Raw genomic sequence first — 20,562 nt, 5'->3', positions numbered from 1 at the left:
GGAGGACGGCCCGGCACAAGGCCTCGGATCGAGGGTCTTAGGTCCCTACGCCCGGCCCGGCGCGACGCCGTGCACTGGAGGGAACGCAACGAGGGAGGCGCCATGACCGCGCGCTACGAGAGCATCGTCGTCGGGATCGACACATCAGAGCTGAGCCATGCGGTGATCGACTGGGCCGTCGCCGGCGCGCGGCTGCGCAACGTGCCGGTGCGGATCGTCCACGCGCTCGACCCCGCGCCGCTGGTCCAGCCGGCCGGGCTCGCGGGTGGCTACGCCTGGCCGGCGGTGCCGCCGGAGATGTACCGCGCATCGGCGGAGGAGGCCCTGCGGCACAGCGAGGCCTACGCGCTCTCCCTGGAGCACGCGCTCGACGTCTCGACCGAGCTGCTCGACGGGCCACCGGTCCCCGCGCTGCTCGGTACGGCGGGGCAGCACGACCTGATCGCCATCGGCTCGCGCCAGCTCGGGTCGGTCCGCTCGGCCATCTTCGGATCGACCGGTCTCGGGCTGCTGCGCGCCGGGCACGCCCCGTTCGTCGTCGTACGAGGCCGGACCCGGATCCCCGCGGACGCGCCCGTCGTCGTGGGCGTCAGCCCCACCGAGGGGTACGACGACGTCCTCGCCACCGCCTTCGAGCACGCCGCCGCACACCAGCTCCCACTGCGCGCGCTCCTGTGCTGGGAGCCGTTCTTCTACGCCCCTGACGACCGCACCCGCGCGATGAAGCGGGACGCGCACGCCGACGGCGAGCGGTGGCTGGCCGAGGCGCTCGCCGGCTGGCAGGAGGCCTATCCCGATGTGAAGGTCGAGCGGTCCCTGCTCTTCGACTACCCGACGGTCGCCCTGGTCAAGGAGAGCGTCGACGCCGCGCTCGTGGTGGTCGGGGTACGGGGCACCCGGGTCTCCCGGACCTTGGGCTGCATCGCGTCCGCGGTGCTCCACCATGCCGCGTGTCCCGTCGCCGTCGTACCGCGGTGACCGCGCGGCCGGGGCCACCATGACCGCGACGGTCGCCCTCGTGCTGGTCGTCGCGCTCGCGCTGGCCTTCGACGTCACCAACGGCTTCCACGACTCCGCCAACGCGGTCGCAGCTCTGGTCGCCACCCGCGCCGCGACCCCCGCGGCGGCGGTCCTCGTCGCCTCGGCCGGTCACGTGCTGGGACCACTGCTCGCGGGGACAGCCGTGGCCGACACCGTCGGCGGCGTCGTCGCCCTGCCGGCGGACCGCACCGTCGCCGCGGTCGGGGCCGCCATCACCGCCGGCATCGCCTGGAACCTGCTGACCTGGTGGCGCGGACTGCCGTCGAGCTCGAGCCACGCCCTGGTCGGCGGGCTCGTCGGTGCGGCCGTGGCGGCCGGCGGCTGGGGCGGTGTCCGCTGGGACGGCTCGAGCCACGGGTTGCCGCGGGGTGTGCTCGGCGTACTGCTCGGGCTCGGGATCTCACCGCTGCTCGGGGCGGCGGCCGCCTGGACGGTCGCGAAGCTCGCCACGCGTGCCACCCGGCGCGCCCGGCACGGCCTGGTGCGCGGCATCCGCCGGGCCGAGTGGGGCACGGCCTTCGCGCTCGCCTACAGCCACGGCGCCAACGACGCCCAGAAGACGATGGGCATGATCACCCTGCTCCTGGTGTCCACCGGCCACCTCGCCACGTTCACCGTCCCGTTCTGGGTCAAGCTCGCGTCCGGCGCGTGCCTGGTCGTCGGCACCGCGATGGGCGGGTGGCGCATCGTGCGGACCCTCGGGCGCGGCATCTACCGCCTGCAACCCCTCGACGGCCTGGTCAGCCAGTCCTCGTCGGCCGCGGTCATCTACGCCGCCGCGGCGCTCGGAGCGCCTGTCTCCACCACCCACGTCGTCGCGTCGTCGATCGTCGGGACCGGCGCCGCCCGGCGTGCCCAGCACGTCCGGTGGTCGGTCGTCGAGGAGATGGCATCGGCCTGGATCGTCACCCTGCCGCTCGCCGCGCTCGCCGGCGCGGCCCTGTTCCCCCTCTGGAAGGTCATCGCATGAGGAAGCCCACCTCCTGGCTGCTGCCCGCCGACGAGCCGATCCTCGGCCTGCTGACCGCGCAGTGGACCACGGTCACGAGCTCGCTGGAGGCCGTCGCGGCGTGGACGCACGGCACCACGACCACGGCCGAGATCCGCGCCGTCCTCGACGTCGCGGTCGACCGGGAGCGCGACGAGCGACGCGCGCTGCACCGCCGCGTCCGGTCCGCCTTCTGGACGCCGCTGGACCCGGAGGACATCTACGAGCTCGGCGAGCGGATCGGCATGCTGCACCGCCAGCTGGAGCTGCTCGTGTCCGAGGCGGAGGCGAGCGGGACCGAGCCCGACCGGGCGCTGGGGGTCATCCTCGCCTCGGTCACCGCGGCCGCCGACCCGCTCGACGCCGTGCTGAGGACGCTGCCCGCCACCGAGACCGTGAAGCTCGCCGACGAGGCCTGCGACCGGCTCGAGGCCGCCGACGACGCCTACCGCGCCGCACTGCGCGGGCTGCGTGGCGCGGATGTACGGGACGAGACCCACCGGCGTGAGCTCTACCGGCGCGCCGAGCAGGTCACCGAGGCCGCGATCCACGTCGCGCACCGTGCCTGGTACGCCGTGTGCAAGATCGGCTGAGCTCCCGCGGCCGTCGATCCGGGACGGTCAGGGCAGGCGCCGTACGCCGGCACCGAGCCGGTCGGCCGCGAGGTGGTCCTCGACGACCGTGATCGCGGCACCGAGGAGACCCCCGAGCGCGACCTCGCCGAGCAGCACCAGCGCCTTTCGGGCCCGTGGGTGCGGTGATCGTGCGGAACCAGGGTGGGCGTTCATCGACGTACCTCCTTGTGGGTCGTGTCGGTGGGGCGGATGGTCCTCACCCGATGTCGCGGGTGCGGAAGCGTTCCAGGGCCGTCAGCAGGACCGCGCCGGCGAGCAGCGAGAGCAGCACCTCCGGGGTCCAGGCCATCGCGTCGACGGGCACCTTCGGCACGTGGTCGTACGGCGAGAGAGCGGCCACCCACGCCGGGGCGTGCAGCAGCGGGGCGACCACGCCGAGCACCCACGAGCCGAGCGGGAGTGCCCAGGCGAGCGGGGTCAGCGTCGGCCGGACGGCCAGGAGCGCGAGGGCCAGGCAGCCGAAGAGCGTGGTGGCGGGGATCCAGACCACGGCGCCCTCGAGGGCATGCTCCGGATGCGGGCCACCGCCGAGGCCGTAGCCGAGCCACATGCCGAGTCCGGCCAGGACGACCAGCCAGGCGGTGCCGCCGATCGCGAGCCCGGCGCCGGCGAGGAACCAGCGCGTCCGCGACTGGCCCGTGGCGAGGGTGAGCTCAGCACGGCCCTGGAGCTCCTCGGCGGCGGCATGGCCGGCCACGACGACGCCGAAGCAGGAGGCGACCACGGCGAGCTCGGCGAGGATGGCGACCATCAGCGAGCCGCCCAGGTCAGCGGCCAGTTGCTCGCCTCCCACCGTCCTCAGCACGTCGTCGAGCGCCGGGATGATGGCGCCGAAGAAGGCGCACAGGGCGAACACCGCGACGCTCCAGATGACCAGCATCGTGCGGTGCGTGGCGAGCTGCAGGGCGACCGGCCCGCGCAGGTGGGTCGAGCCGTGGGCCGCTCCCGGCCGGGCAGCAAGCATCCCTGCGTTCAGGTCGCGGTGTGCCCGCAGGAGCTGTGCGGCGGTGAGGAGGACGGCGGCCAGTGCCGGGTAGAGCAGGACCACCCACGCGCGCGGCGCGGACCAGGCGTGCAGCTGGGTGTTCCAGCCGAACGGCGAGAGCCAGTCCAGCCAGTGCAGGCTCGTCGCGTCGCCGACGGCCCGGACCAGGTAGCTGCCGCCGAGCACCCCGGCCGCGGCCACGCCGCAGGTCCGGGCGCTGGCCGACAGTTGGCAGCAGACCGCGGCCACCCCGGTCGCGACCAGCCCGGTGCCGACCCACGACAGGCCGAAGTAGACCGATCCACGCGCCGGAAGGCCTCCGACGACGGCGGCGAGGGCGCAGCACGACCCCAGCAGGACCGCGATCATCGCCGATTCGGCCACGGCCGCGGCGAGCGGCGCGTTCCTGCCTGTGGCGGTGCCGGCCACGAGCTCGGCACGGCCGCTCTCCTCCTCGGAGCGTGTGTGCCGTCGTACCAGCGCGACGAACATGCCGGCCGCGAACAGCGCGTACAGCACCGTCATCTTGCTCATGGCCAGCGCTCCGACGCCGGCGTGCACGTCGATCGGGCCGTAGAGCGCGAGGATGCCGCGCTGCCCGTTGATCAGGGCGATCGCCGCCAGCCGCTCGGGTGGCGAGTCGTACAGCGTCCCGGTCGCGTACGCCGAGGCGTAGGCCATCGCGACGAACACGGTCAGGCACGATCCGGCCAGCACCCGGTCGCGGCGCACCGCCTGGCGCAGCAGCAGGCCGGCTCCGGTGACGTTCATCGCGCCACCGCGGGCTCACGGTAGGCGTCCAGGAACAGCTGCTCGAGGTCCGCACCGCCGGCGCGGGTGCGGAGGTCCGCGAGGCTGCCGGTCTCCACCGTCGCGCCACGACGGATGATCGTGACGCGGTCGGCGAGCCGCTCGACCTCGCTGAGGATGTGGCTGGAGAGCAGAACGCTGCCGCCGCGATCGCGGTGCTCGGCCAGGCACTCCTTGAAGACCTGCTCCATCAGCGGGTCGAGGCCGCTGGTCGGCTCGTCCAGGACGAGCAGCTCCACGTCCGTGGCGAACGCGGCGATGAGCGCGACCTTCTGCCGGTTGCCCTTCGAGTACGCCCGTCCCCGGCGGGTGGGGTCGAACTCGAAGCGCTCCACCAGTGCGTCGCGCCGGCTGGAGCGCGGGTCGATCCCGCGCATCCGCAGCAGCAGGTCGATGGCCTGCCCGCCGCTCAGGTTGGGCCACAGGCTCACGTCGCCGGGGACGTAGGCGAGGCGACGGTGCAGCTCGACGGCGTCCTTCCACGGGTCGCGGCCGAACAGCCGCACCTCGCCACCGTTGGGCCGGACCAGCCCGAGCAGGACGCGGATCGCTGTCGACTTCCCCGCACCGTTCGGCCCGATGAAGCCGTGCACCTCCCCCGCGGCCACGCTGAGCCGCAGCCCGTCGAGGGCGCGCACGTGCCCGAAGCTCTTCACGATGTCGACACACTCGATCACGCTCGTCATACCTCTGGACGCTAGGCCCGCCGGCCCGGCCGGTGACCGGGAGAAGGTCGCTGATCGGGCAGGACCAAGGACCCTGCCCCGGCGGCGGATCCCTTCGCAGGATGGTGATCATGACGACGTACGAGGACCTCCAGCAGGCGAACATCCACGAGATCGGGCGCCCGGAGTGCCTGTCCCTGCTCGGGCTGGCCCGGGTCGGCCGGATCGTCTTCTGCGACGAGGACGGGCCGCTGGCCCTGCCGGTGAACTTCCGGATGCACGGGGAGCGGATCCTGTTCCGCATCCCTCCGGGCGGCTCGCTCGCCCGCCGGCTGGACGGGGCGACGGTCGCCTTCGAGGTCGACCGGATCGACGGGTTCCAGCAGCTCGGCTGGAGCGTCCTGGTGCGCGGCGAGGCGTCCTTCGTCGACGACGAGGCGGAGCTGCCCGAACAGCTCTCGGCCCTCCCGGTGCCCTGGGCGCGCGGCTTCCGTCCCGTCTACGTCCAGGTCCGACCGACCCGCATCACCGGCCGCCGGCTCCTGGACGACTGAGCGCCGGCCTCAGGAGCGCGGCACCGACCACAGCAGCGTCGTGCCCTGACCCGGCTCGGAGCCGATCTCCAGGCTGCCGCCGCGCTGCTCGGCGCGCGTCCGGATGTTCGCCAGGCCGCTCTCCGCGGCGGCGCCGCTGATCCCGCGCCCGTTGTCGCTGACCGAGAGCGTGATCCGCTCGCCCGCCTCGACGACCACCTCCACGTTGGTGGCCTCCGCGTGCCGGCTCGCGTTGGACAGGCCCTCGGCGAGCACCGCCAGGAGGTCCGGTACGACGGCGGGCGGGATCAGCGTGCGGACGGGCCCCTCGAAGCGCAGCGAGGGCCGGAACTTCAGCGTCGCTGCCGCCCGGTCGACGAGCCGGGTGACCTCGACCTGGACGTCGCCCTCGGTCTCGAGCGAGCTCAGCCCGAAGATGGCGCGCCGGATGTCCTTGATCGTCGCGTCGAGGTCGTCGACCGCCTGCTCGATCCGGGCGCCCACCTCGGGGCGCTCGACGAGCCGGACGGTGCCCTGCAGACCGAGCCCCACCGCGAACAGCCGCTGGATGACCAGGTCGTGCAGGTCGCGGCCGATCCGGTCGCGGTCCTCGAGGACGGCCAGCCGGCGCTGGTCCTCCCGCGCCTCGGCCAGCTGCAGCGACAGGGCGGCCTGCTCGGCGTACGTCGCGACCAGCTGGGCGTCGAGGGTGTGGAACCGATCCTCGTCCTGACGCGACCAGCCCAGGGACAGCGCTCCGCGGGAGGCCGCGGAGGCCGCGAACGGCACCGACAGGACCGGGCCGACGCCGGGCAGCCCGGGGAGGCCGCCATCGCTCGCCTCGGCCACGTCGGCGACGGCCGACAGCTCGTCCTTCTCCAGTACGACGCGGGCGGCGACGTCGCTGCCGGCCAGCCGGTCCAGGTCGTGGCCCCCGAGCGGAGGACCGGCGTAGGCCAGGACACGCGTGCCGCCGTCAGGGGACGGACCGATCACCCAGGCCGCCTCCGCGCCCGCGACGGCGCGGGCGTCCTCGGCGACCCGGGACGCCGGGTCGGTGAGCTCCGGGTCGGCCAGCACCGCGGTGAGCGCCGCCGTCCGCCGGGCCCAGGTCTCGCGGGCGCTGGTCTCCTGGTAGAGGCGGGCGTTCTCGATGGCCACACCCGCCGCGGCGGCGAGCGCGACGACGATCTCCTCGTCCTCGGCGGTGAAGTCCCCGCCGCCGACCTTCTCGGTGAGGTAGAGGTTGCCGAAGACCCGCTCCCGGATCCGCACCGGTACGCCGAGGAAGGAGCTCATCGGCGGGTGGTGGGCCGGGAAGCCGTACGACGCCGGGTCCGCGGCGATGTCGTGCAGCCGCAGCGGCTCCGGGCGGTCGATGATCAGGCCCAGCAGCCCGTGCCCGGTCGGCAGGTCGCCGATCTGCGCCGCGAGGTCGTGGGAGATGCCGTGGTGGACGAAGGTCCGCAGCCGGCGCTGGCGGCCGGCGCTGAGCACGCCGAGCGCGGCGTACCGGGCATCGACCAGCCGGCTTGCGATCGCGACGATGCGCTCCAGCACGCCGTCGAGGCTGAGGTCCGCGGAGATGGTGACGACCGCGTCCAGCAGCAGCTGCAGCCGTGCCTGCTGGTCGAGCGCGCCGTGCATGCGGTCGAGGACCGCGCGGACGAGCTCCTCGAACTCGACCTCCGCCAGCTCCGGCCGGATGTCCCTGCTGTCCTCTGCACCGCCCTCCACATCTCGCAACCTACCGAAGCCGAGGGGTACAAGGGCCCGAACCGGTGAGGACCCGGGCACCTGTCGCGGCGCCGCGCCCGCCCGCACGATGGAGCTGTCCCCATCGAGGAGAGCGAGGAGAGGTGGTCACGATGACGATGACCGGGGTCCAGCCCAGGCGGCTGGTGGCGTTGAGCGAGGACGAGTGCTGGGACCGGCTACGGTCCGGCTCGGTGGGCCGGATCGCCTGGTCGGGCGACGACGGGGTCTCCGTGGTCCCGGTGAACTTCGCCGTCGAAGGCGCGGCGGTGCTGATCCGCACCACGCCGTACTCGCTGATGGCGCGTGACTGCGGCGGCCAGGAGGTCGCCTTCGAGATCGACAACTTCGACGACGACACCCACACCGGCTGGAGCGTGCTGGTCCGGGGACGCTGCGAGCGCCTCACCCGAGCGGGTGACAGCCCGGTCCCGTGGGCCAACGGCTCCCGGGTGCTCGGACTGCGGATCGCGGCGCGGACGGTGACCGGCCGGCGACTCGTCGGTCCCGACGTCAGTCCTGCTGCGGCGCGTGCTTGACCGCGTAGATCGCGGCCTGCGTGCGGCTGGACATGCCGAGCTTGGCCAGCATCGAGGACACGTAGTTCTTGACGGTCTTCTCGGCGAGGTGCAGCTCGCGGGCGATCTGGCGGTTGGTCAGCCCCTGGCCGATCAGGTCCAGGATCCGGCCCTCCTGGTCGGTGAGCGACTCCAGGGTCTTGTTGACCGGCGGCCCGGAGCGGATCCGGTCCAGCACCTGGGCGGTGACCGACGGGTCCAGCGTCGACTGTCCCGCCGCCACGCGACGCACGATGTCCAGCAGGTCGTTGCCGCGCACCTGCTTGAGGACGTAGCCGGCCGCCCCCGCCATGATCGCGGAGAAGAGCGCGTCGTCGTCGTCGTACGACGTCAGGATGAGCGCCTTGATGCTCGGGTCCTGGGACCGTACGTCGCGGCACACGTCGATGCCGGAGCCGTCGGGCAGCCGGCCGTCGAGGATCGCGACGTCCGGGCGCAGCGCGGGGATCCGGCGCGTGGCCTCGGCCGCGGACTCCGACTCGCCGACGACCACGATGTCACCCTCGCTCTCGAGGAGGTCGCGGATGCCGCGACGGATCATCTCGTGGTCGTCGAGGAGGTAGACGCGGATCTGCGCGCTCGCTGCTTCGCTCACGGGTCCACGGTAGCCGCCATCGCGCGGACAGGGGCCGGACCGGATTGCTCGTGCGGTCGGGACCTTCGGCCCTGCTGCTCCTGCGCTCCCGCGGCGATGCTCGAAGGCCAGGACGGATCGGAAGGACCCCTGCCATGACCCACCGCGTCGAGGCTCGCACCGAGTGTGCGCCCGTCGCCGTCGTCGAGCGGCTGGTCGCCTTCGCGTGCCTGGCCCCCAGCGTGCACAACACCCAACCCTGGCGCTGGCGGTACGCCGACGGGCGGCTCGAGCTGCGCGCCGACCTCGACCGTCACCTCATCACCGAGGACCCGCTCGGCCGCGACCTCACGCTGAGCTGCGGCGCGGCGCTGCACCACGTCCAGTTCGCGGCGCGCGCCCTCGGCTGGCAGACCGCCGTGGAACGGGTCCCCCTCGGGTCCAGCGACGTCCTGGCGCGGATCGAGGTCTTCCGCACCGCGGTGGCCGGCGTCGTGCGCGAGGACCTCGACCTGCTCCGGCAGCGCTGCACCGACCGGCGACGCTTCACCGCGTGGCCGGTCCCGGCCGACCACCTCGAGCGACTCTGCCGCTCCGCGACCGCCTGGGGCGCCGAGGCCGAGGCGATCACCGGCGATGCCGCGCGGTTCCGGCTCGAGGTGCTGACCCACCGCGCCCTCGGGGTCCTGGCCGCGGACCCGGCCCGGATCCGGGAGCAGGAGCGCTGGATCGATCGCGGTGCCACCGAGGGCATCCCGCGCGAGCTGCTCCCGGACCTCCCCGCGCCGCTTCGCAGCGACACCCGATTCCCGCCCGGCCTGCTCGAGGACACCCGGATGATCATCCACGGCGGTGACCGGGTGATCGCCCTCGGCGGCAGCCAGGACCACGTCGGCGCGTGGCTGACCAGCGGCGAGGCGCTCAGCGCGCTCTGGCTGGAGGCCACGCGGGCCGGCATCTCCGTCGTACCGATGAGCCAGCCGACGGAGGTCGAGGCGGTGCGCCAGGAGATCGGGCGCTCCGTCCTCGCCGGGCGCTTCGAGACCCACCTGCTGGTGCGGGTCGGGTGGCAGGCGATCGGTCGCCGCGGGCTGCCCCGCACGCCGCGCCGGCCGCTGCGCGAGGTCCTCGACCTCGACTAGGTCGTCGGGCCGAAGGTCCCGTCCGGCGGGGTCCTCCGGCCGTGGGTGCGCGGGTGCCGCGATTCCTAGCGTGGAGGCACGGGCCGACGTACGGCCCCCAGACCCGGATCAGGAGCTCCCGTGGACCCGACCGACATCGCGCGGTGGCAGTTCGCCATCACGACCGTCTACCACTTCCTCTTCGTGCCGATCACGATCGGACTCTCGGCGATCATCGCCGGCTACGAGATCGCCTGGGTCCGCACCCACGACGAGCGCTGGCTGCGGCTGACGAAGTTCTTCGGGAAGCTGTTCCTGATCAACTTCGCCATCGGCGTCGTGACCGGCATCGTCCAGGAGTTCCAGTTCGGCATGAACTGGAGCGACTACTCGCGCTTCGTCGGCGACGTGTTCGGCGCGCCGCTGGCGGTGGAGGGTCTGCTCGCGTTCTTCCTCGAGTCGACGTTCCTCGGGCTGTGGATCTTCGGGTGGGAGCGGCTGCCCGCCAAGCTGCACGCCGCGTGCATGGTCCTGGTCCACGTCGGCACCCTGTGCTCGGCGTACTTCATCCTGGCCGCCAACTCGTGGATGCAGCACCCGGTCGGCTACGCCTACAACCCGAGGACCGGTCGCGCCGAGATGCACGACTTCGCCGCGGTCCTGCTGAACAAGGTCCAGCTGGTGACCTTCCCGCACGTGGTCCTGTCGGCGTACATGACCGGCGCCGCGTTCGTCGTCGGCATCGCGCTGTGGCACCTGCGCCGGGCGCCGTCGGAGGACCGCTCGATCTACCGGACGGCTGTCCGCACCGGCGCCGCGATCGTCCTGGCCGCCGGCATCGGCGTCGCGATCACCGGCGACATCCAGGGCAAGATCATGACCGAGGTCCAGCCGATGAAGATGGCCTCGGCGGAGGCGCTCTACAACACCGAGTCGCCCGCCTCGTTCTCCTGGCTCACCCTCGGGACGCCGGACGGGTCGAGCGAGAAGTTCTCGATCAAGACCCCGCACCTGCTGTCCTTCCTCGCCACCGGTTCGTGGGACGGCAAGGTCGAGGGCATCAACCAGCTGCGGGAGCAGTACCAGAAGACCTACGGCAAGGACCCCGGGGCGAAGTACTACTCGCCGGGCGACTACACGCCGGTGATCCCGCTGACCTACTGGACCTTCCGCTGGATGATCGGCCTCGGGCTGGCCGGCGCCGGCCTGGCGGCGTGGATCCTCTGGGCCACCCGCCGGGGACGGGTCCCCGTCGGCCGCACGACGCTCACCGCCGCGATCGCCCTGCCCTTCCTGCCGCTGCTCGCCAACTCGGCCGGCTGGATCTTCACCGAGGCCGGCCGGCAGCCCTGGGCGGTGTTCGGCCTGATGACGACCGACCAGGCCGTCTCGCCCGGCGTGAGCGCGCTGGACATGTGGATCTCGCTGATCGCCCTCACCAGCGTGTACGGCGTCCTCGCGGTCGTCGAGGTCCGGCTGATGCTCACCTGGATCCGCAAGGGCGCGGAGCAGCTGCCCGCCGACGTACCGACCGACGCCGGAGGCGACCGCCCGCTCGCCTTCGCCTACTGACCAGGAGAGAGACCACCATGGAGCTCACGACCGTCTGGTTCACCCTGATCGCCGTCCTCTGGATCGGCTACTTCACCCTGGAGGGCTTCGACTTCGGCGTCGGCATGCTGCTGCCGGTCCTCGCCCGCGACGACACCGAGCGCCGGGTCATGATCAACACGATCGGCCCGGTCTGGGACGGCAACGAGGTGTGGCTGCTCGTCGCCGGCGGCGCGACCTTCGCCGCCTTCCCCGAGTGGTACGCGACCCTGTTCAGCGGGTTCTACCTGCCGCTGCTGCTGATCCTGCTGGCCCTGATCGTCCGCGGCCTCGCGTTCGAGTACCGCGCCAAGCGACCCGACGCCCGCTGGCGGGCCCGGTGGGACCTCGCGATCGTCGTCGGCTCGGTCGTCCCGGCGGTGCTGTGGGGCGTGGCCTTCGCGAACATCCTGCGCGGGGTGCCGATCGACAGGAACCTCGAGTACGCCGGCGGCTTCTTCAACCTGCTCAACCCCTACGCCCTCCTCGGCGGGCTCACCACCCTGGCCCTGTTCGTGACGCACGGCGCGCTGTTCATCGCCCTCAAGACCGACGGCGAGATCCGGCACCGTGCCCGCGCGCTCGCAGTGCCGGCCGTCGGCGTGACCGCGGTCCTGGCGGTCGTGTTCCTGGCCTGGACCCAGCAGCAGACCGGCACGGTCTCGTCGGCGATCGCCTTCGTCGTCGCGGCACTCGCCCTCGTGGGCGCGGGCCTCGCGGCGCGGGCCGGCCGGGAGGGGTGGGCGTTCATCGGGACGTTCGCGACGATCGCGCTCGCGGTCGCCGGCCTCTTCCTGGCGCTGTTCCCCGACGTCATGCCGACCACGCTCGCGGGCGGGACGAGCCTGACGACGACCAACGCCGCGGCCACGGCGTACACGCTGCGGATCATGACGGTCACCGCGGTCATCTTCACCCCGCTGGTGCTGGCCTACCAGGGCTGGACCTACTGGGTGTTCCGGCAGCGCATCGCGACCCACCACATCCCGGCCGCGCCGGCGGACGCCGTGGCTGCGGCCCGATGAGGCCCACCGACCCACGCCTGCGCGCGATCCTGGCCCCCACCCGGACATCGCTCGCAGGCGTGGCGGCGGCGGGCGTCGCCGGAGGCCTCGTCGTCATGGCGCAGGCGTGGGTGGTGGCCGGACTCGTGGTCGCGGTCCTCCGCCACAGCCCCGTGACGGCGTGGGCGCTGGCCGCCCTCGCCGTCCTCGTGGCGCGAGCGGTCGTGCTGGCGGGCGGCGAGGTCCTCGCCGCCCGCGCGGCAGCGATCACGAGCACGGTCCTGCGGCACCGGCTGATCCGGACCTACGTCGAGCGCGCCGACGCGGGTCCCGCACCGGACGCCGTCCTGGTGACCCGCGGCGTCGCGGCCGCCGAGCCGTACGTGACCCGCTACCTGCCCGCCGTCACGGTCGCCGCGGTCCTGCCGCCGCTGACCGTGGTCGCCATCGCGACCCAGGACCTGCTCAGCGCCGCGATCGTCGTGGCCACGCTGCCGCTCGTGCCCGTGTTCGGGGCGCTCGTCGGCCTCGCCACCCGGGACCGGGCCGAGGAGCAGTGGCGCGCCCTGGCGTCGCTGTCCGGTCACTTCCTCGACGTCGTCCAGGGGCTCCCGACGCTCGTCGCCCACCGGCGCGCACGCGCCCAGTCCGCGCGCATCGCGGAGGTCACCGACCGCTACCGCCGGGCGTCGCTGCGCACCCTGCGCATCGCGTTCGCGTCCTCGGCCGTCCTCGAGCTGGTCGCGACCCTGTCGGTCGCCCTGGTCGCGGTGACCGTGGGCGTGCGGCTCGCCGCGGGCGGCCTCGGCCTGCACACGGCGCTCGTGGTCCTGCTGCTCGCCCCCGAGGCCTACTGGCCGCTGCGCCGGGTCGGCGCCGAGTTCCACGCGGCCGCCGAGGGCACCGCCACCTTCACCGCGGCGGCCGAGATCCTCGCGGCGACGTCCGCGTCCGCTGTCGACCGGCCCGCTCCGGCGTACGCGCCGCTGGTGCTGGAGGCCGTCAGCGTGCGGTGGCCGGGCCGCGCCGAGCCGGTGGTGAGGGACGTCTGCGCGATGATCCCCGCTCGCGGCATCACCGCCCTCACCGGGCCGTCCGGCTGCGGCAAGTCCACCCTGCTGGCGGGCATCGCCGGGCTGGTGCCCCTCGACTCCGGCGCACTCGCCGCGGGCGGCGAGCAGGTCGGCGGCCCGTCGTGGCAGGCCCAGGTCGCGTGGCTCCCCCAGCAGCCCTGCTTCGTCGCCGGGACGCTGCGCGACAACCTTCTGCTCGCGCGCCCCGACGCGACCGACGACCGGATCTGGGAGGCCCTGCGCGAGGTCGTCCTCGAGGAGCGCGTCCGTGCGCTGCCCGGCGGTCTCGACACGCCTCTCGGCGAGGACGGCGCGACGCTGTCCGCGGGCGAGCGTGCCCGCGTCGCGTTGGCCCGCGTCCTGCTCGCCGAGCGGCCCTGGGTGCTGCTCGACGAGCCGACCGCCCACCTCGACGACCTCACCGAGCAGGTCATCGCCGACACGCTGGTGGCGCTGGGCCGTCGCAGCGGCGTCGTGGTGGTCGCCCACCGGCCCCGCCTCGTCGAGCTCGCCGACACCCGGCTCGAGCTCCCCGCCCCGACCGTGCCCACGTCGCCCCACCGACCTGTCGCCGCGCGGCTCGCCGCGCTGGCCGCGCTCGCGCCCGTGGACGAGCCGCCGCTCGGGCCGAGCAGGCGTGGCCTGCCCGGTGCGGCGGTCGTCGGCGCGCTCGCGGGCGCGTCCGGCGTGGCGCTCACGGCCACCGCGGGCTGGCTGATCGTCCAGGCCTCCACCCGGCCGGCGGTCCTCACCCTGCTGGTCGCCGTCGTCGGCGTACGCGCCTTCGGCCTGGCCCGCCCCGTCCTGCGGTACGTCGAGCGCCTCTGGTCGCACGACGCTGCCTTGCGCCTGCTGGCGCGCCGCCGCGTCGATGTGTACGACGCCGTGGTGCCCCTGGTCCCCGCCGGGCTGGGCCGGCGGCGGGGAGACGTCCTCAGCTCGGTCGTCGACGACGTGGACAGCGTCGTCGACCACCAGCTGCGGGTCCGGATGCCGATGGTGCAGGCCTCGTTGGTCGCGGGCCTCGCCGTCGCCGTCGCCGCGTCGCTCGAGCCCGTCGCCGGAGTCGTCGTGGCGGCAACGTCTCTGTGCGGTGGGCTGGCCTTCGTGCTCGCCCGGCACGGCGCCCGCACCGCGGAGCGTCGCCTGGTCGCGTTGCGCGCCGAGCTGTCCGAGTCGGTCGTGGCGACGGTCCAGGTCGCCTCCGAGCTGCGGATGTGGCAGCGCGGCACGGCTGCCGCCGACGACATCGCGCGGACGAGTGCGCGGATCGGCACGGCTGCCGTGTCCGCGGCCCGGTGGCAGGCGGCGGCTCGGGCCGTGGTCCTGGCCGGCACGGGTGCGGGCGTCGCACTGACCGCTGTCGCGACGGCGGGTCCGGTGGCCTCGGGCGCGCTGTCCGGTCCGGTGATGGCGTTGCTGGTCCTGCTCCCCCTCGCTCTTGCCGACGTGCTGCTCCCCTGCGCGGACGCGGGCGTCCTCGCCGGACGCACGGAGGCGGCGTCGCGTCGGCTGGACGCCCTCGCGCACACGCCGCCGCCCGTCGCCGACGGTCCCGGCCGGGCATCGCCGCAGGGGCACGCCGTGGCCTTCGCGGATGTCACGAGCAGGTGGGCCGCCGACGCCCCGCTGGTCGGTCCGGTCAGCCTCGACGTCGCCCCCGGCGACCGGCTCGCCGTCGTCGGGCTGTCCGGGTCCGGCAAGTCGACGCTCGCGGCGCTGCTGCTGCGCTTCCTCGACCCCCTCGACGGCGACGCCCGGATCGGCGCCGCCTCGCTCGCCGACACCTCCCCCGACGACGTACGCCGCCGGGTCGGCCTGGTCGACGACCACCCGCACGTCTTCGCGACGACCCTCGCCGAGAACGTCCGTCTCGCCCGCCCCACCGCGAGCGACGCCGCGGTCGAGGAGGCCCTGCGCCGGGCGCACCTGGGTGCCTGGCTGGACGGCCTGCCCGACGGCCTCGACACCTGGCTCGGAGCCGGCCACGCCGGGATCTCCGGCGGCGAGCGGGCCCGGCTGGGGATCGCGCGCTCGCTGCTCGCCGACCACCCGGTGCTGGTCCTGGACGAGCCCACGGCCCACCTGGACCACGCCACCGCCGTCGAGCTGGCCGAGGAGCTGTTGACCGGGGCACGCGACCGCTCGGTCATCTGGATCACGCACGACACCGCGGGACTCGACCGGGTCGACCGCGTCGTGGGTCTCGGGCGGGACCGCGTCGCCTCATCCGTAGCCCATTGTCGGTGACCGCGAGTAGCGTCGCGAGGACCGACGGCGAAGGGATCGACGCATGGGCACGACACGGGTTCTGGTGGGGACGCGCAAGGGCGCGTTCATCCTCACCTCCGACGAGCAGCGGTCGAGCTGGGAGGTCGACGGCCCGCACTTCCCGGGCTGGGAGGTCTACCACCTCAAGGCCTCTCCGCTGAACCCCGACCGCATCTACGCATCCCAGTCCGGCGGCTGGTTCGGGCAGGTCATCCAGCGCTCCGACGACGGCGGGAGGACCTGGGAGCCGGTCGGCAACGACTTCACCTACGACGGCGTCCCCGGCGAGCACCAGTGGTACGACGGGTCCCTCCGCCCCTGGGCCTTCACCCGGGTGTGGCACCTCGAGCCGTCGCTGCACGACGCCGAGACGGTGTACGCCGGCGTCGAGGACGCGGCCCTCTTCAAGTCGACCGACGGCGGCGTGAGCTGGACCGAGCTGTCCGGGCTGCGCCGGCACGACACGGGCCCGCAGTGGCAGCCGGGCGCGGGTGGGATGTGCCTGCACACGATCCTGGAGCACCCCACCGACCCCGAGCGGCTCTATGTCGCGATCTCCGCGGCGGGTGCGTTCCGCACGACCGACGGCGGTGCCACCTGGCAGCCGATCAACAAGGGCCTGCGGTCCGGCGAGATCCCCGACCAGGACTCCGAGGTCGGCCACTGCGTGCACCACCTCGACCTGCACCCGAGCAACCCCGACGTGCTCTACATGCAGAAGCACTGGGACGTCATGCGCAGCAAGGACGGCGGGGACAGCTGGCAGGAGGTCAGCGGCGACCTGCCGACCGACTTCGGCTTCCCGATCTCGGTGCACGCCCACGAGCCCGAGACGGTCTACGTCGTCCCGATCACGAGCGACTCCCACCACTTCCCGCCTGACGGCCGGCTCCGCGTCTACCGCAGCCGTACCGGCGGCGACGACTGGGAGCCGCTGACCGAGGGCCTGCCGCAGGAGAACTGCTATGTCAACGTGCTCCGCGACGCGATGGCCGTCGACCGGCACGAGTCGTGCGGGATCTACTTCGGCACCTCCGGCGGTCAGGTCTACGCCTCACGCGACTCCGGCGACACCTGGTCGGCCATCGTGCACGACCTCCCGCCGGTGATGTCGGTCGAAGTGCAGACCCTTCCCTGAGGCCGCCATGCCCACCATCCACGTCGTCCTTCCCGCCCATCTGAAGGAGCTCGCCAAGGTGCACGGCGACGTCAGCGTCGAGGTCGACGGCGACGTCACGCAGCGCAGCGTGCTCGACGCCCTCGAGGGCGACTTCCCGATGCTGGTCGGGACGATCCGGGACCGCGGCACCGCCCGGCGGCGGTCGTTCGTCCGCTTCTTCGCCTGCGAGGAGGACCTCTCCCACGAGGACCCCGACACCCCGCTGCCGCAGCGGGTCGCCGACGGCAAGGAGCCCTTCCTCATCGTCGGCGCCATGGCCGGCGGCTGAGGGCGCGCGTCACGGCGCCGTACCCCCCATCCGAGGGATGGCCACGACGTGACCTCCGTCACAGACTGAGGCGGGAGTCTTCCCGAACGCGCCATCCCCGGCGCCTGAGGATCGGAGAGTCATGGCAATCCGTCGTTTGCGCAACCGCGTCGTCCTCTCGGCAGCGTCCGTCGTCGCCATCACCGGCAGCACGCTGATCAGCACCACCGGCGCCGGGTACGCCGATCCCTCCGTCACGATCACGCCCGTGGTCGGCGGCCTCGCCGCGCCCCGCGGCATCGCGTTCGACGGCCAGGGCAGCATGTACGTCTCCGAGTCCGGCGTCGCCGGCGACGGTCCCGCCGGCATCACCAGGACCGGCCGTGTCGACAAGTACCGCTGGGGATCGACCACCCCCGCCTGGAGCACCTCCTTCACCTCGCTCTACGCGACCGAGGACCCCTCCCAGCCGCCCGACGTGCTCGGTCCCGAGGGGATCAGCGCGTTCGGCGGCGGTTGCATGAGGAACAGCCACGGGCGCCGCAACGGCTGCCAGGTCCGGATGATCACCAGCGAGTCGACGCCGGGAGTGCTGGCCGCGACGGACGGACAGGTGAACGACCCACAGGCCGGCCACCTGTACCGCCTCGACGGAGCCACCGGAGCTGCGACGTCGCTGTCGGACGTCGGCTCGCAGATGTACCAGTGGACGGGCGACCACGCCGACCTGTTCGAGGACTTCCCCGACTCCAACCCCTACGGCGTGCTGGTCACCAAGGACCCGACGACCGACGCCATCCGGACCTTCGTCGCGGATGCCGGCGCGAACACGATCAGCGAGATCATGCCCGGAGGCACCGCCCGGGTGGTGGCCTACCTGCCCAACGAGGACTTCGGCGCCTTCAGGGACTCGACGCCGACCTGCATCGCCCAGGGACCCGACGGCGACCTGTACGTCGGCACCCTCGACTTCGTGTCGAACCTGTTCGTCCCGCCGGGCACCGGAGGCCTCTCCAGCGTGTGGCGGATCGATCCGAACGGCAGCTACCCGACCGCGCCGACGGTGTGGGCGACCGGCCTGACCACCATCACCGGCTGCACCTTCGACCGGCAGGGCAACTTCTGGGCGACCGAGATGTTCGCGGGCGGCCTGGACGCGACGCCTCCGGGTGATGTCGTGCGGATCCCGTTCGCCTCTCCGACGACGCAGACCCACGTCGGTGCCGGCCAGCTGCCCGTGCCCGGCGGCATCGCGCAGGGCCCTGACGGGGCCATGTACGTCACCGTCGGCTCCTCCGCGCCCGGCGTGAACGGAGCGGTCATGCGGGTGGCGGTCGGGAACTGACCTGTTCGACCCGGCAGCCGTGGCGCGGCTGCCGGGTCCAGCCCGCTCGCGAGGTCAGGGCAGCCAGACCTCGCGCGCGTGGCCCGCGGCGATGGCGGTACGCCGACGGGCGGCCTCCGCCCGCCGCGGCACCAGCAGGAACCAGACGGCCACGTCGGCGACCGCCAACACCGGCCAGAGCACCGGGCCGAGGCCCAGCCGCGGGCCGATGATCTGGACGGCCAGCACCCAGGCCCCGAAGGCGAGGACCTCGCCCACGGTCATCGGGGGCAGCAGGATGCTGCTCGCGATGTAGCGGGGCCGGCGGGTGACGCTCATGGGCGGAACGCTACGTGGCGGAGCCGGCGGTGTCCCGAGATCGCAGGGATCGCCCGGCCCAGGTAAAGAAATCCCCGATCCGCGCCTCCGGCGGGGCAGGCCGGGGTTACGTTCGACCAGGTCGGCACCCCGCCGACGATGCCGAAAGCTGCCGCCATGCATCGCAACCGCGCACTCTCCGCCGCCGTCCTCGGCACGTTCCTCGTCGCTGCCGCCGCCGTCGCGGCGCCGCTCCACGCCGCACCCGCGCACCTGATCACGAGCGCTCCCTCGGTGACGGCCGTGCGCCCGTCGAGCGGCCCCGTCGCCGGTGGAACCCGGGTGACCCTCTCCGGCACCGGCCTCGCGAAGGCCACGGCCGTGACCTTCGGCGGCGTGAAGGGGACCCGCCTGCACGTCACCAGCACGAGACAGGTCGAGGTGACGACCCCGCGCCACGCCGCCGGGAAGGTCGCGGTCCGCGTGATCACCGGATCAGGCGCCTCGGCCGTGACGAGCGCGTCGAGGTTCACCTTCGTCAAGCCGCCGGTGTTCAGCGCGATGTCACCGTCCAGCGGAGGAACGGCCGCCGGCACCCACGTCGTCCTGACCGGCGCCAACCTGGCGACCACCAGCTACGTCAGCTTCGGAGCGGCCCGGCTGACCCCGACCTCGGTCAGCGGCACGAGCGTCCGGGTGACGGCACCCGGTCACATCCCCGGCTCGGTCCAGGTCGCCATCGTCACGACCGGCGGACGCTCCACCTCGCGGACCTACACCTACGTCGCGCCCGCGGTGGCGGCGCTGTCCCCGGCTGAGGGCAGCGGCATCGGCCAGACGCCGGTGACCATCACCGGCAGCCACTTCACCGGCACCACGTCGGTCACGTTCGGAGGCGTGCCGGGGACCAACCTCCACGTCACCGACGGCGTCATCACGGTCGACAGTCCGCCGAACGCGGCGACGCCTCCCTTCGGCGTCGACGTCCAGGTGCACACGCCGTACGCCGCCTCCGCGACCGGCGACCAGAGCCGCTACACCTACGGCATCGTCGACTTCCACATCCTCGCCGGCACCGGCAGCGGCCCCTGGAACTCACCGAGCGATCCGGTGCGCGCCTACGTCGGCGAGACGATCCGCTTCTTCAACGACGACACGATCCCCCACCGGCTGCACTCCCCCGGTGTCCCGGGACCGCACTGGGCCAGCGACCTCGCCCCGGGCGGCACCTGGAACTGGCTGGTGACCACCGAGTGCACGTGCACGACCGACCCTCCCCAGCTCTACGACCACAACCAGGGTCTGACCGCCGGGTTCTACATCATCGTGTCGACTCGGCCGAGCTGAGCCAGCGGAGTCGTCCGAAATCGCCGAAGCCCCAGGCGGGCCTGGGGCTTCGGTGGTCTTGCGATGGTGTCCGAGGAAGACTTGAACCGGAATGATCCATGGTTAACCCTGACCATGCCTTGCTCAGCGTGGAATCGCGCCGGTTCTGCCCTGTTCCGCACGATGAGCCCCTTAATTTGCCCCCTTTGCGGCGCGCCCGTCTTCAACTCGTCGCCGTCATCTCAACTCCGGATCCTCCACGCTCGGTGAGCACAGCGGGTGTCAGTCGCATCGTCCGAGCAGATGATCGGGGACTCCCCGCGCTTGCCGCCTCATACCGAGAGTGGCAGATCCGGCTCGCTCGTTGTTCTCTGGGAATGGGCCCTCTCGATCACTATGGCCAACCGTATCCCTATTGACTCGCCGCTTGGTTGTTGTTGCCATCCCGTCTCAGTTGAGCCGTCGCAGTCTCACTGAACCGGACGCATTCGAGTATCGGTCTTACTGATGTTGGTGCATTGGGACGGCGCGTCTCATGGGATCT

Annotated in this window: 18 protein-coding genes and 1 pseudogene; 13 read left to right on the top strand and 6 right to left on the bottom strand. The window is 73.1% G+C overall.

Features of this window, described 5'->3' with window-relative positions; translation table 11 throughout:
* The first annotated feature begins 102 nt into the window (after positions 1 to 102).
* Genes ACYU8V_RS04140 through ACYU8V_RS04130 form a run of 3 tightly spaced genes read left to right on the top strand, consistent with a single transcriptional unit; the run spans position 103 to position 2,622 of the window.
* Positions 103 to 978, top strand: coding sequence for a universal stress protein (locus tag ACYU8V_RS04140; RefSeq protein ID WP_460845378.1), 876 nt, complete (start codon positions 103 to 105; stop codon positions 976 to 978).
* Positions 944 to 2,011: an inorganic phosphate transporter gene (locus ACYU8V_RS04135; RefSeq protein ID WP_460845377.1), complete on the top strand. Its 1,068-nt coding sequence runs from the start codon at positions 944 to 946 to the stop codon at positions 2,009 to 2,011. Before ACYU8V_RS04140 ends, ACYU8V_RS04135 begins: the two co-directional genes overlap by 35 nt.
* Positions 2,008 to 2,622: a hypothetical protein gene (locus tag ACYU8V_RS04130; RefSeq protein ID WP_460845375.1), complete on the top strand. Its 615-nt coding sequence runs from the start codon at positions 2,008 to 2,010 to the stop codon at positions 2,620 to 2,622. Before ACYU8V_RS04135 ends, ACYU8V_RS04130 begins: the two co-directional genes overlap by 4 nt.
* 27 nt (positions 2,623 to 2,649) lie before the next feature.
* Here ACYU8V_RS04130 and ACYU8V_RS04125 read toward each other — a convergent pair whose 3' ends face one another.
* The 3 genes and pseudogenes from ACYU8V_RS04125 to ACYU8V_RS04115 form a co-directional block, all read right to left on the bottom strand.
* On the bottom strand, positions 2,650 to 2,817 hold the full coding sequence (locus ACYU8V_RS04125; RefSeq protein WP_460845373.1) for a hypothetical protein: 168 nt from the start codon (positions 2,815 to 2,817) through the stop codon (positions 2,650 to 2,652).
* 43 nt (positions 2,818 to 2,860) lie between these two features.
* Positions 2,861 to 4,420: an ABC transporter permease gene (locus ACYU8V_RS04120; RefSeq protein WP_460845371.1), complete on the bottom strand. Its 1,560-nt coding sequence runs from the start codon at positions 4,418 to 4,420 to the stop codon at positions 2,861 to 2,863.
* Between the two features lie 68 nt (positions 4,421 to 4,488).
* Positions 4,489 to 5,145 (bottom strand): annotated as a pseudogene (locus tag ACYU8V_RS04115) (ABC transporter ATP-binding protein); the annotation flags it as partial.
* 110 nt (positions 5,146 to 5,255) lie between these two features.
* Between ACYU8V_RS04115 and ACYU8V_RS04110 the strand changes: the two are divergent.
* Positions 5,256 to 5,678, top strand: a complete 423-nt coding sequence (locus ACYU8V_RS04110; RefSeq protein ID WP_460845370.1) for a pyridoxamine 5'-phosphate oxidase family protein — start codon at positions 5,256 to 5,258, stop codon at positions 5,676 to 5,678.
* A gap of 9 nt (positions 5,679 to 5,687) precedes the next feature.
* On the opposite strand, the gene ACYU8V_RS04105 is transcribed toward ACYU8V_RS04110, so the two are convergent.
* The gene (locus ACYU8V_RS04105; RefSeq protein ID WP_460845368.1) at positions 5,688 to 7,394 is read right to left on the bottom strand and encodes a GAF domain-containing sensor histidine kinase; all 1,707 of its coding nucleotides are present in this window, start codon (positions 7,392 to 7,394) and stop codon (positions 5,688 to 5,690) included.
* Between the two features lie 131 nt (positions 7,395 to 7,525).
* On the opposite strand from ACYU8V_RS04105, the gene ACYU8V_RS04100 reads away from it, so the two are divergent.
* Positions 7,526 to 7,951: a pyridoxamine 5'-phosphate oxidase family protein gene (locus ACYU8V_RS04100; RefSeq protein WP_460845367.1), complete on the top strand. Its 426-nt coding sequence runs from the start codon at positions 7,526 to 7,528 to the stop codon at positions 7,949 to 7,951.
* Here ACYU8V_RS04100 and ACYU8V_RS04095 read toward each other — a convergent pair.
* Positions 7,926 to 8,585, bottom strand: coding sequence for a response regulator (locus tag ACYU8V_RS04095; RefSeq protein WP_460845365.1), 660 nt, complete (start codon positions 8,583 to 8,585; stop codon positions 7,926 to 7,928). The genes ACYU8V_RS04100 and ACYU8V_RS04095 overlap by 26 nt on opposite strands.
* Positions 8,586 to 8,719: 134 nt before the next feature.
* Here ACYU8V_RS04095 and ACYU8V_RS04090 point away from each other — a divergent pair, with 134 nt between their 5' ends.
* The 7 genes from ACYU8V_RS04090 to ACYU8V_RS04060 all read left to right on the top strand — a co-directional run bounded on the left by ACYU8V_RS04090 (position 8,720) and on the right by ACYU8V_RS04060 (position 18,395).
* Positions 8,720 to 9,706: an Acg family FMN-binding oxidoreductase gene (locus ACYU8V_RS04090; RefSeq protein ID WP_460845363.1), complete on the top strand. Its 987-nt coding sequence runs from the start codon at positions 8,720 to 8,722 to the stop codon at positions 9,704 to 9,706.
* A gap of 120 nt (positions 9,707 to 9,826) precedes the next feature.
* Entirely contained in the window at positions 9,827 to 11,257 is a 1,431-nt protein-coding gene (locus ACYU8V_RS04085; RefSeq protein ID WP_460845362.1) for a cytochrome ubiquinol oxidase subunit I, read from the top strand.
* Positions 11,258 to 11,274: 17 nt separating this feature from the next.
* Complete coding sequence (gene cydB, locus ACYU8V_RS04080) at positions 11,275 to 12,300, top strand: cytochrome d ubiquinol oxidase subunit II (RefSeq protein ID WP_460845361.1); 1,026 nt, start codon at positions 11,275 to 11,277, stop codon at positions 12,298 to 12,300.
* Positions 12,297 to 15,602 carry a thiol reductant ABC exporter subunit CydD gene (gene cydD / locus ACYU8V_RS04075; RefSeq protein ID WP_460845358.1) on the top strand — a complete coding sequence of 1,102 codons (3,306 nt, stop codon included), beginning with the start codon at positions 12,297 to 12,299 and terminating at the stop codon, positions 15,600 to 15,602. The genes cydB and cydD overlap by 4 nt, the downstream gene beginning before the upstream one ends.
* Positions 15,603 to 15,645: 43 nt before the next feature.
* Entirely contained in the window at positions 15,646 to 16,761 is a 1,116-nt protein-coding gene (locus ACYU8V_RS04070; protein ID WP_460845356.1) for a WD40/YVTN/BNR-like repeat-containing protein, read from the top strand.
* A 7-nt stretch (positions 16,762 to 16,768) separates the two neighbouring features.
* Complete coding sequence (locus ACYU8V_RS04065; protein WP_460845353.1) at positions 16,769 to 17,071, top strand: MoaD/ThiS family protein; 303 nt, start codon at positions 16,769 to 16,771, stop codon at positions 17,069 to 17,071.
* Between the two features lie 121 nt (positions 17,072 to 17,192).
* Positions 17,193 to 18,395 carry a ScyD/ScyE family protein gene (locus ACYU8V_RS04060; RefSeq protein ID WP_460845351.1) on the top strand — a complete coding sequence of 401 codons (1,203 nt, stop codon included), beginning with the start codon at positions 17,193 to 17,195 and terminating at the stop codon, positions 18,393 to 18,395.
* Positions 18,396 to 18,449: 54 nt separating this feature from the next.
* On the opposite strand, the gene ACYU8V_RS04055 is transcribed toward ACYU8V_RS04060, so the two are convergent.
* A complete protein-coding gene (locus ACYU8V_RS04055; protein WP_460845350.1) occupies positions 18,450 to 18,713 on the bottom strand; it encodes a hypothetical protein in 264 nt (87 codons plus the stop codon).
* A gap of 156 nt (positions 18,714 to 18,869) precedes the next feature.
* Between ACYU8V_RS04055 and ACYU8V_RS04050 the strand changes: the two genes are divergently transcribed.
* A complete protein-coding gene (locus tag ACYU8V_RS04050) occupies positions 18,870 to 20,039 on the top strand; it encodes an IPT/TIG domain-containing protein (protein ID WP_460845349.1) in 1,170 nt (389 codons plus the stop codon).
* Positions 20,040 to 20,562 lie beyond the last annotated feature (523 nt).

The organism is Nocardioides ultimimeridianus, assembly GCF_054777895.1.
This window is presented reverse-complemented; position numbering and strand designations above follow the sequence as displayed.

Bases quoted from the DNA above. Each gene is read 5' to 3' on its own strand.
- ACYU8V_RS04140 (WP_460845378.1), top strand. From the start codon at position 103: ATGACCGCGCGCTACGAGAGCATCGTCGTCGGGATCGACACATCAGAG.
- ACYU8V_RS04135 (WP_460845377.1), top strand. From the start codon at position 944: ATGCCGCGTGTCCCGTCGCCGTCGTACCGCGGTGACCGCGCGGCCGGG.
- ACYU8V_RS04130 (WP_460845375.1), top strand. From the start codon at position 2,008: ATGAGGAAGCCCACCTCCTGGCTGCTGCCCGCCGACGAGCCGATCCTC.
- ACYU8V_RS04125 (WP_460845373.1), bottom strand. From the start codon at position 2,817: ATGAACGCCCACCCTGGTTCCGCACGATCACCGCACCCACGGGCCCGA.
- ACYU8V_RS04120 (WP_460845371.1), bottom strand. From the start codon at position 4,420: ATGAACGTCACCGGAGCCGGCCTGCTGCTGCGCCAGGCGGTGCGCCGC.
- ACYU8V_RS04110 (WP_460845370.1), top strand. From the start codon at position 5,256: ATGACGACGTACGAGGACCTCCAGCAGGCGAACATCCACGAGATCGGG.
- ACYU8V_RS04100 (WP_460845367.1), top strand. From the start codon at position 7,526: ATGACGATGACCGGGGTCCAGCCCAGGCGGCTGGTGGCGTTGAGCGAG.
- ACYU8V_RS04090 (WP_460845363.1), top strand. From the start codon at position 8,720: ATGACCCACCGCGTCGAGGCTCGCACCGAGTGTGCGCCCGTCGCCGTC.
- cydB (WP_460845361.1), top strand. From the start codon at position 11,275: ATGGAGCTCACGACCGTCTGGTTCACCCTGATCGCCGTCCTCTGGATC.
- cydD (WP_460845358.1), top strand. From the start codon at position 12,297: ATGAGGCCCACCGACCCACGCCTGCGCGCGATCCTGGCCCCCACCCGG.
- ACYU8V_RS04070 (WP_460845356.1), top strand. From the start codon at position 15,646: ATGGGCACGACACGGGTTCTGGTGGGGACGCGCAAGGGCGCGTTCATC.
- ACYU8V_RS04065 (WP_460845353.1), top strand. From the start codon at position 16,769: ATGCCCACCATCCACGTCGTCCTTCCCGCCCATCTGAAGGAGCTCGCC.
- ACYU8V_RS04060 (WP_460845351.1), top strand. From the start codon at position 17,193: ATGGCAATCCGTCGTTTGCGCAACCGCGTCGTCCTCTCGGCAGCGTCC.
- ACYU8V_RS04055 (WP_460845350.1), bottom strand. From the start codon at position 18,713: ATGAGCGTCACCCGCCGGCCCCGCTACATCGCGAGCAGCATCCTGCTG.
- ACYU8V_RS04050 (WP_460845349.1), top strand. From the start codon at position 18,870: ATGCATCGCAACCGCGCACTCTCCGCCGCCGTCCTCGGCACGTTCCTC.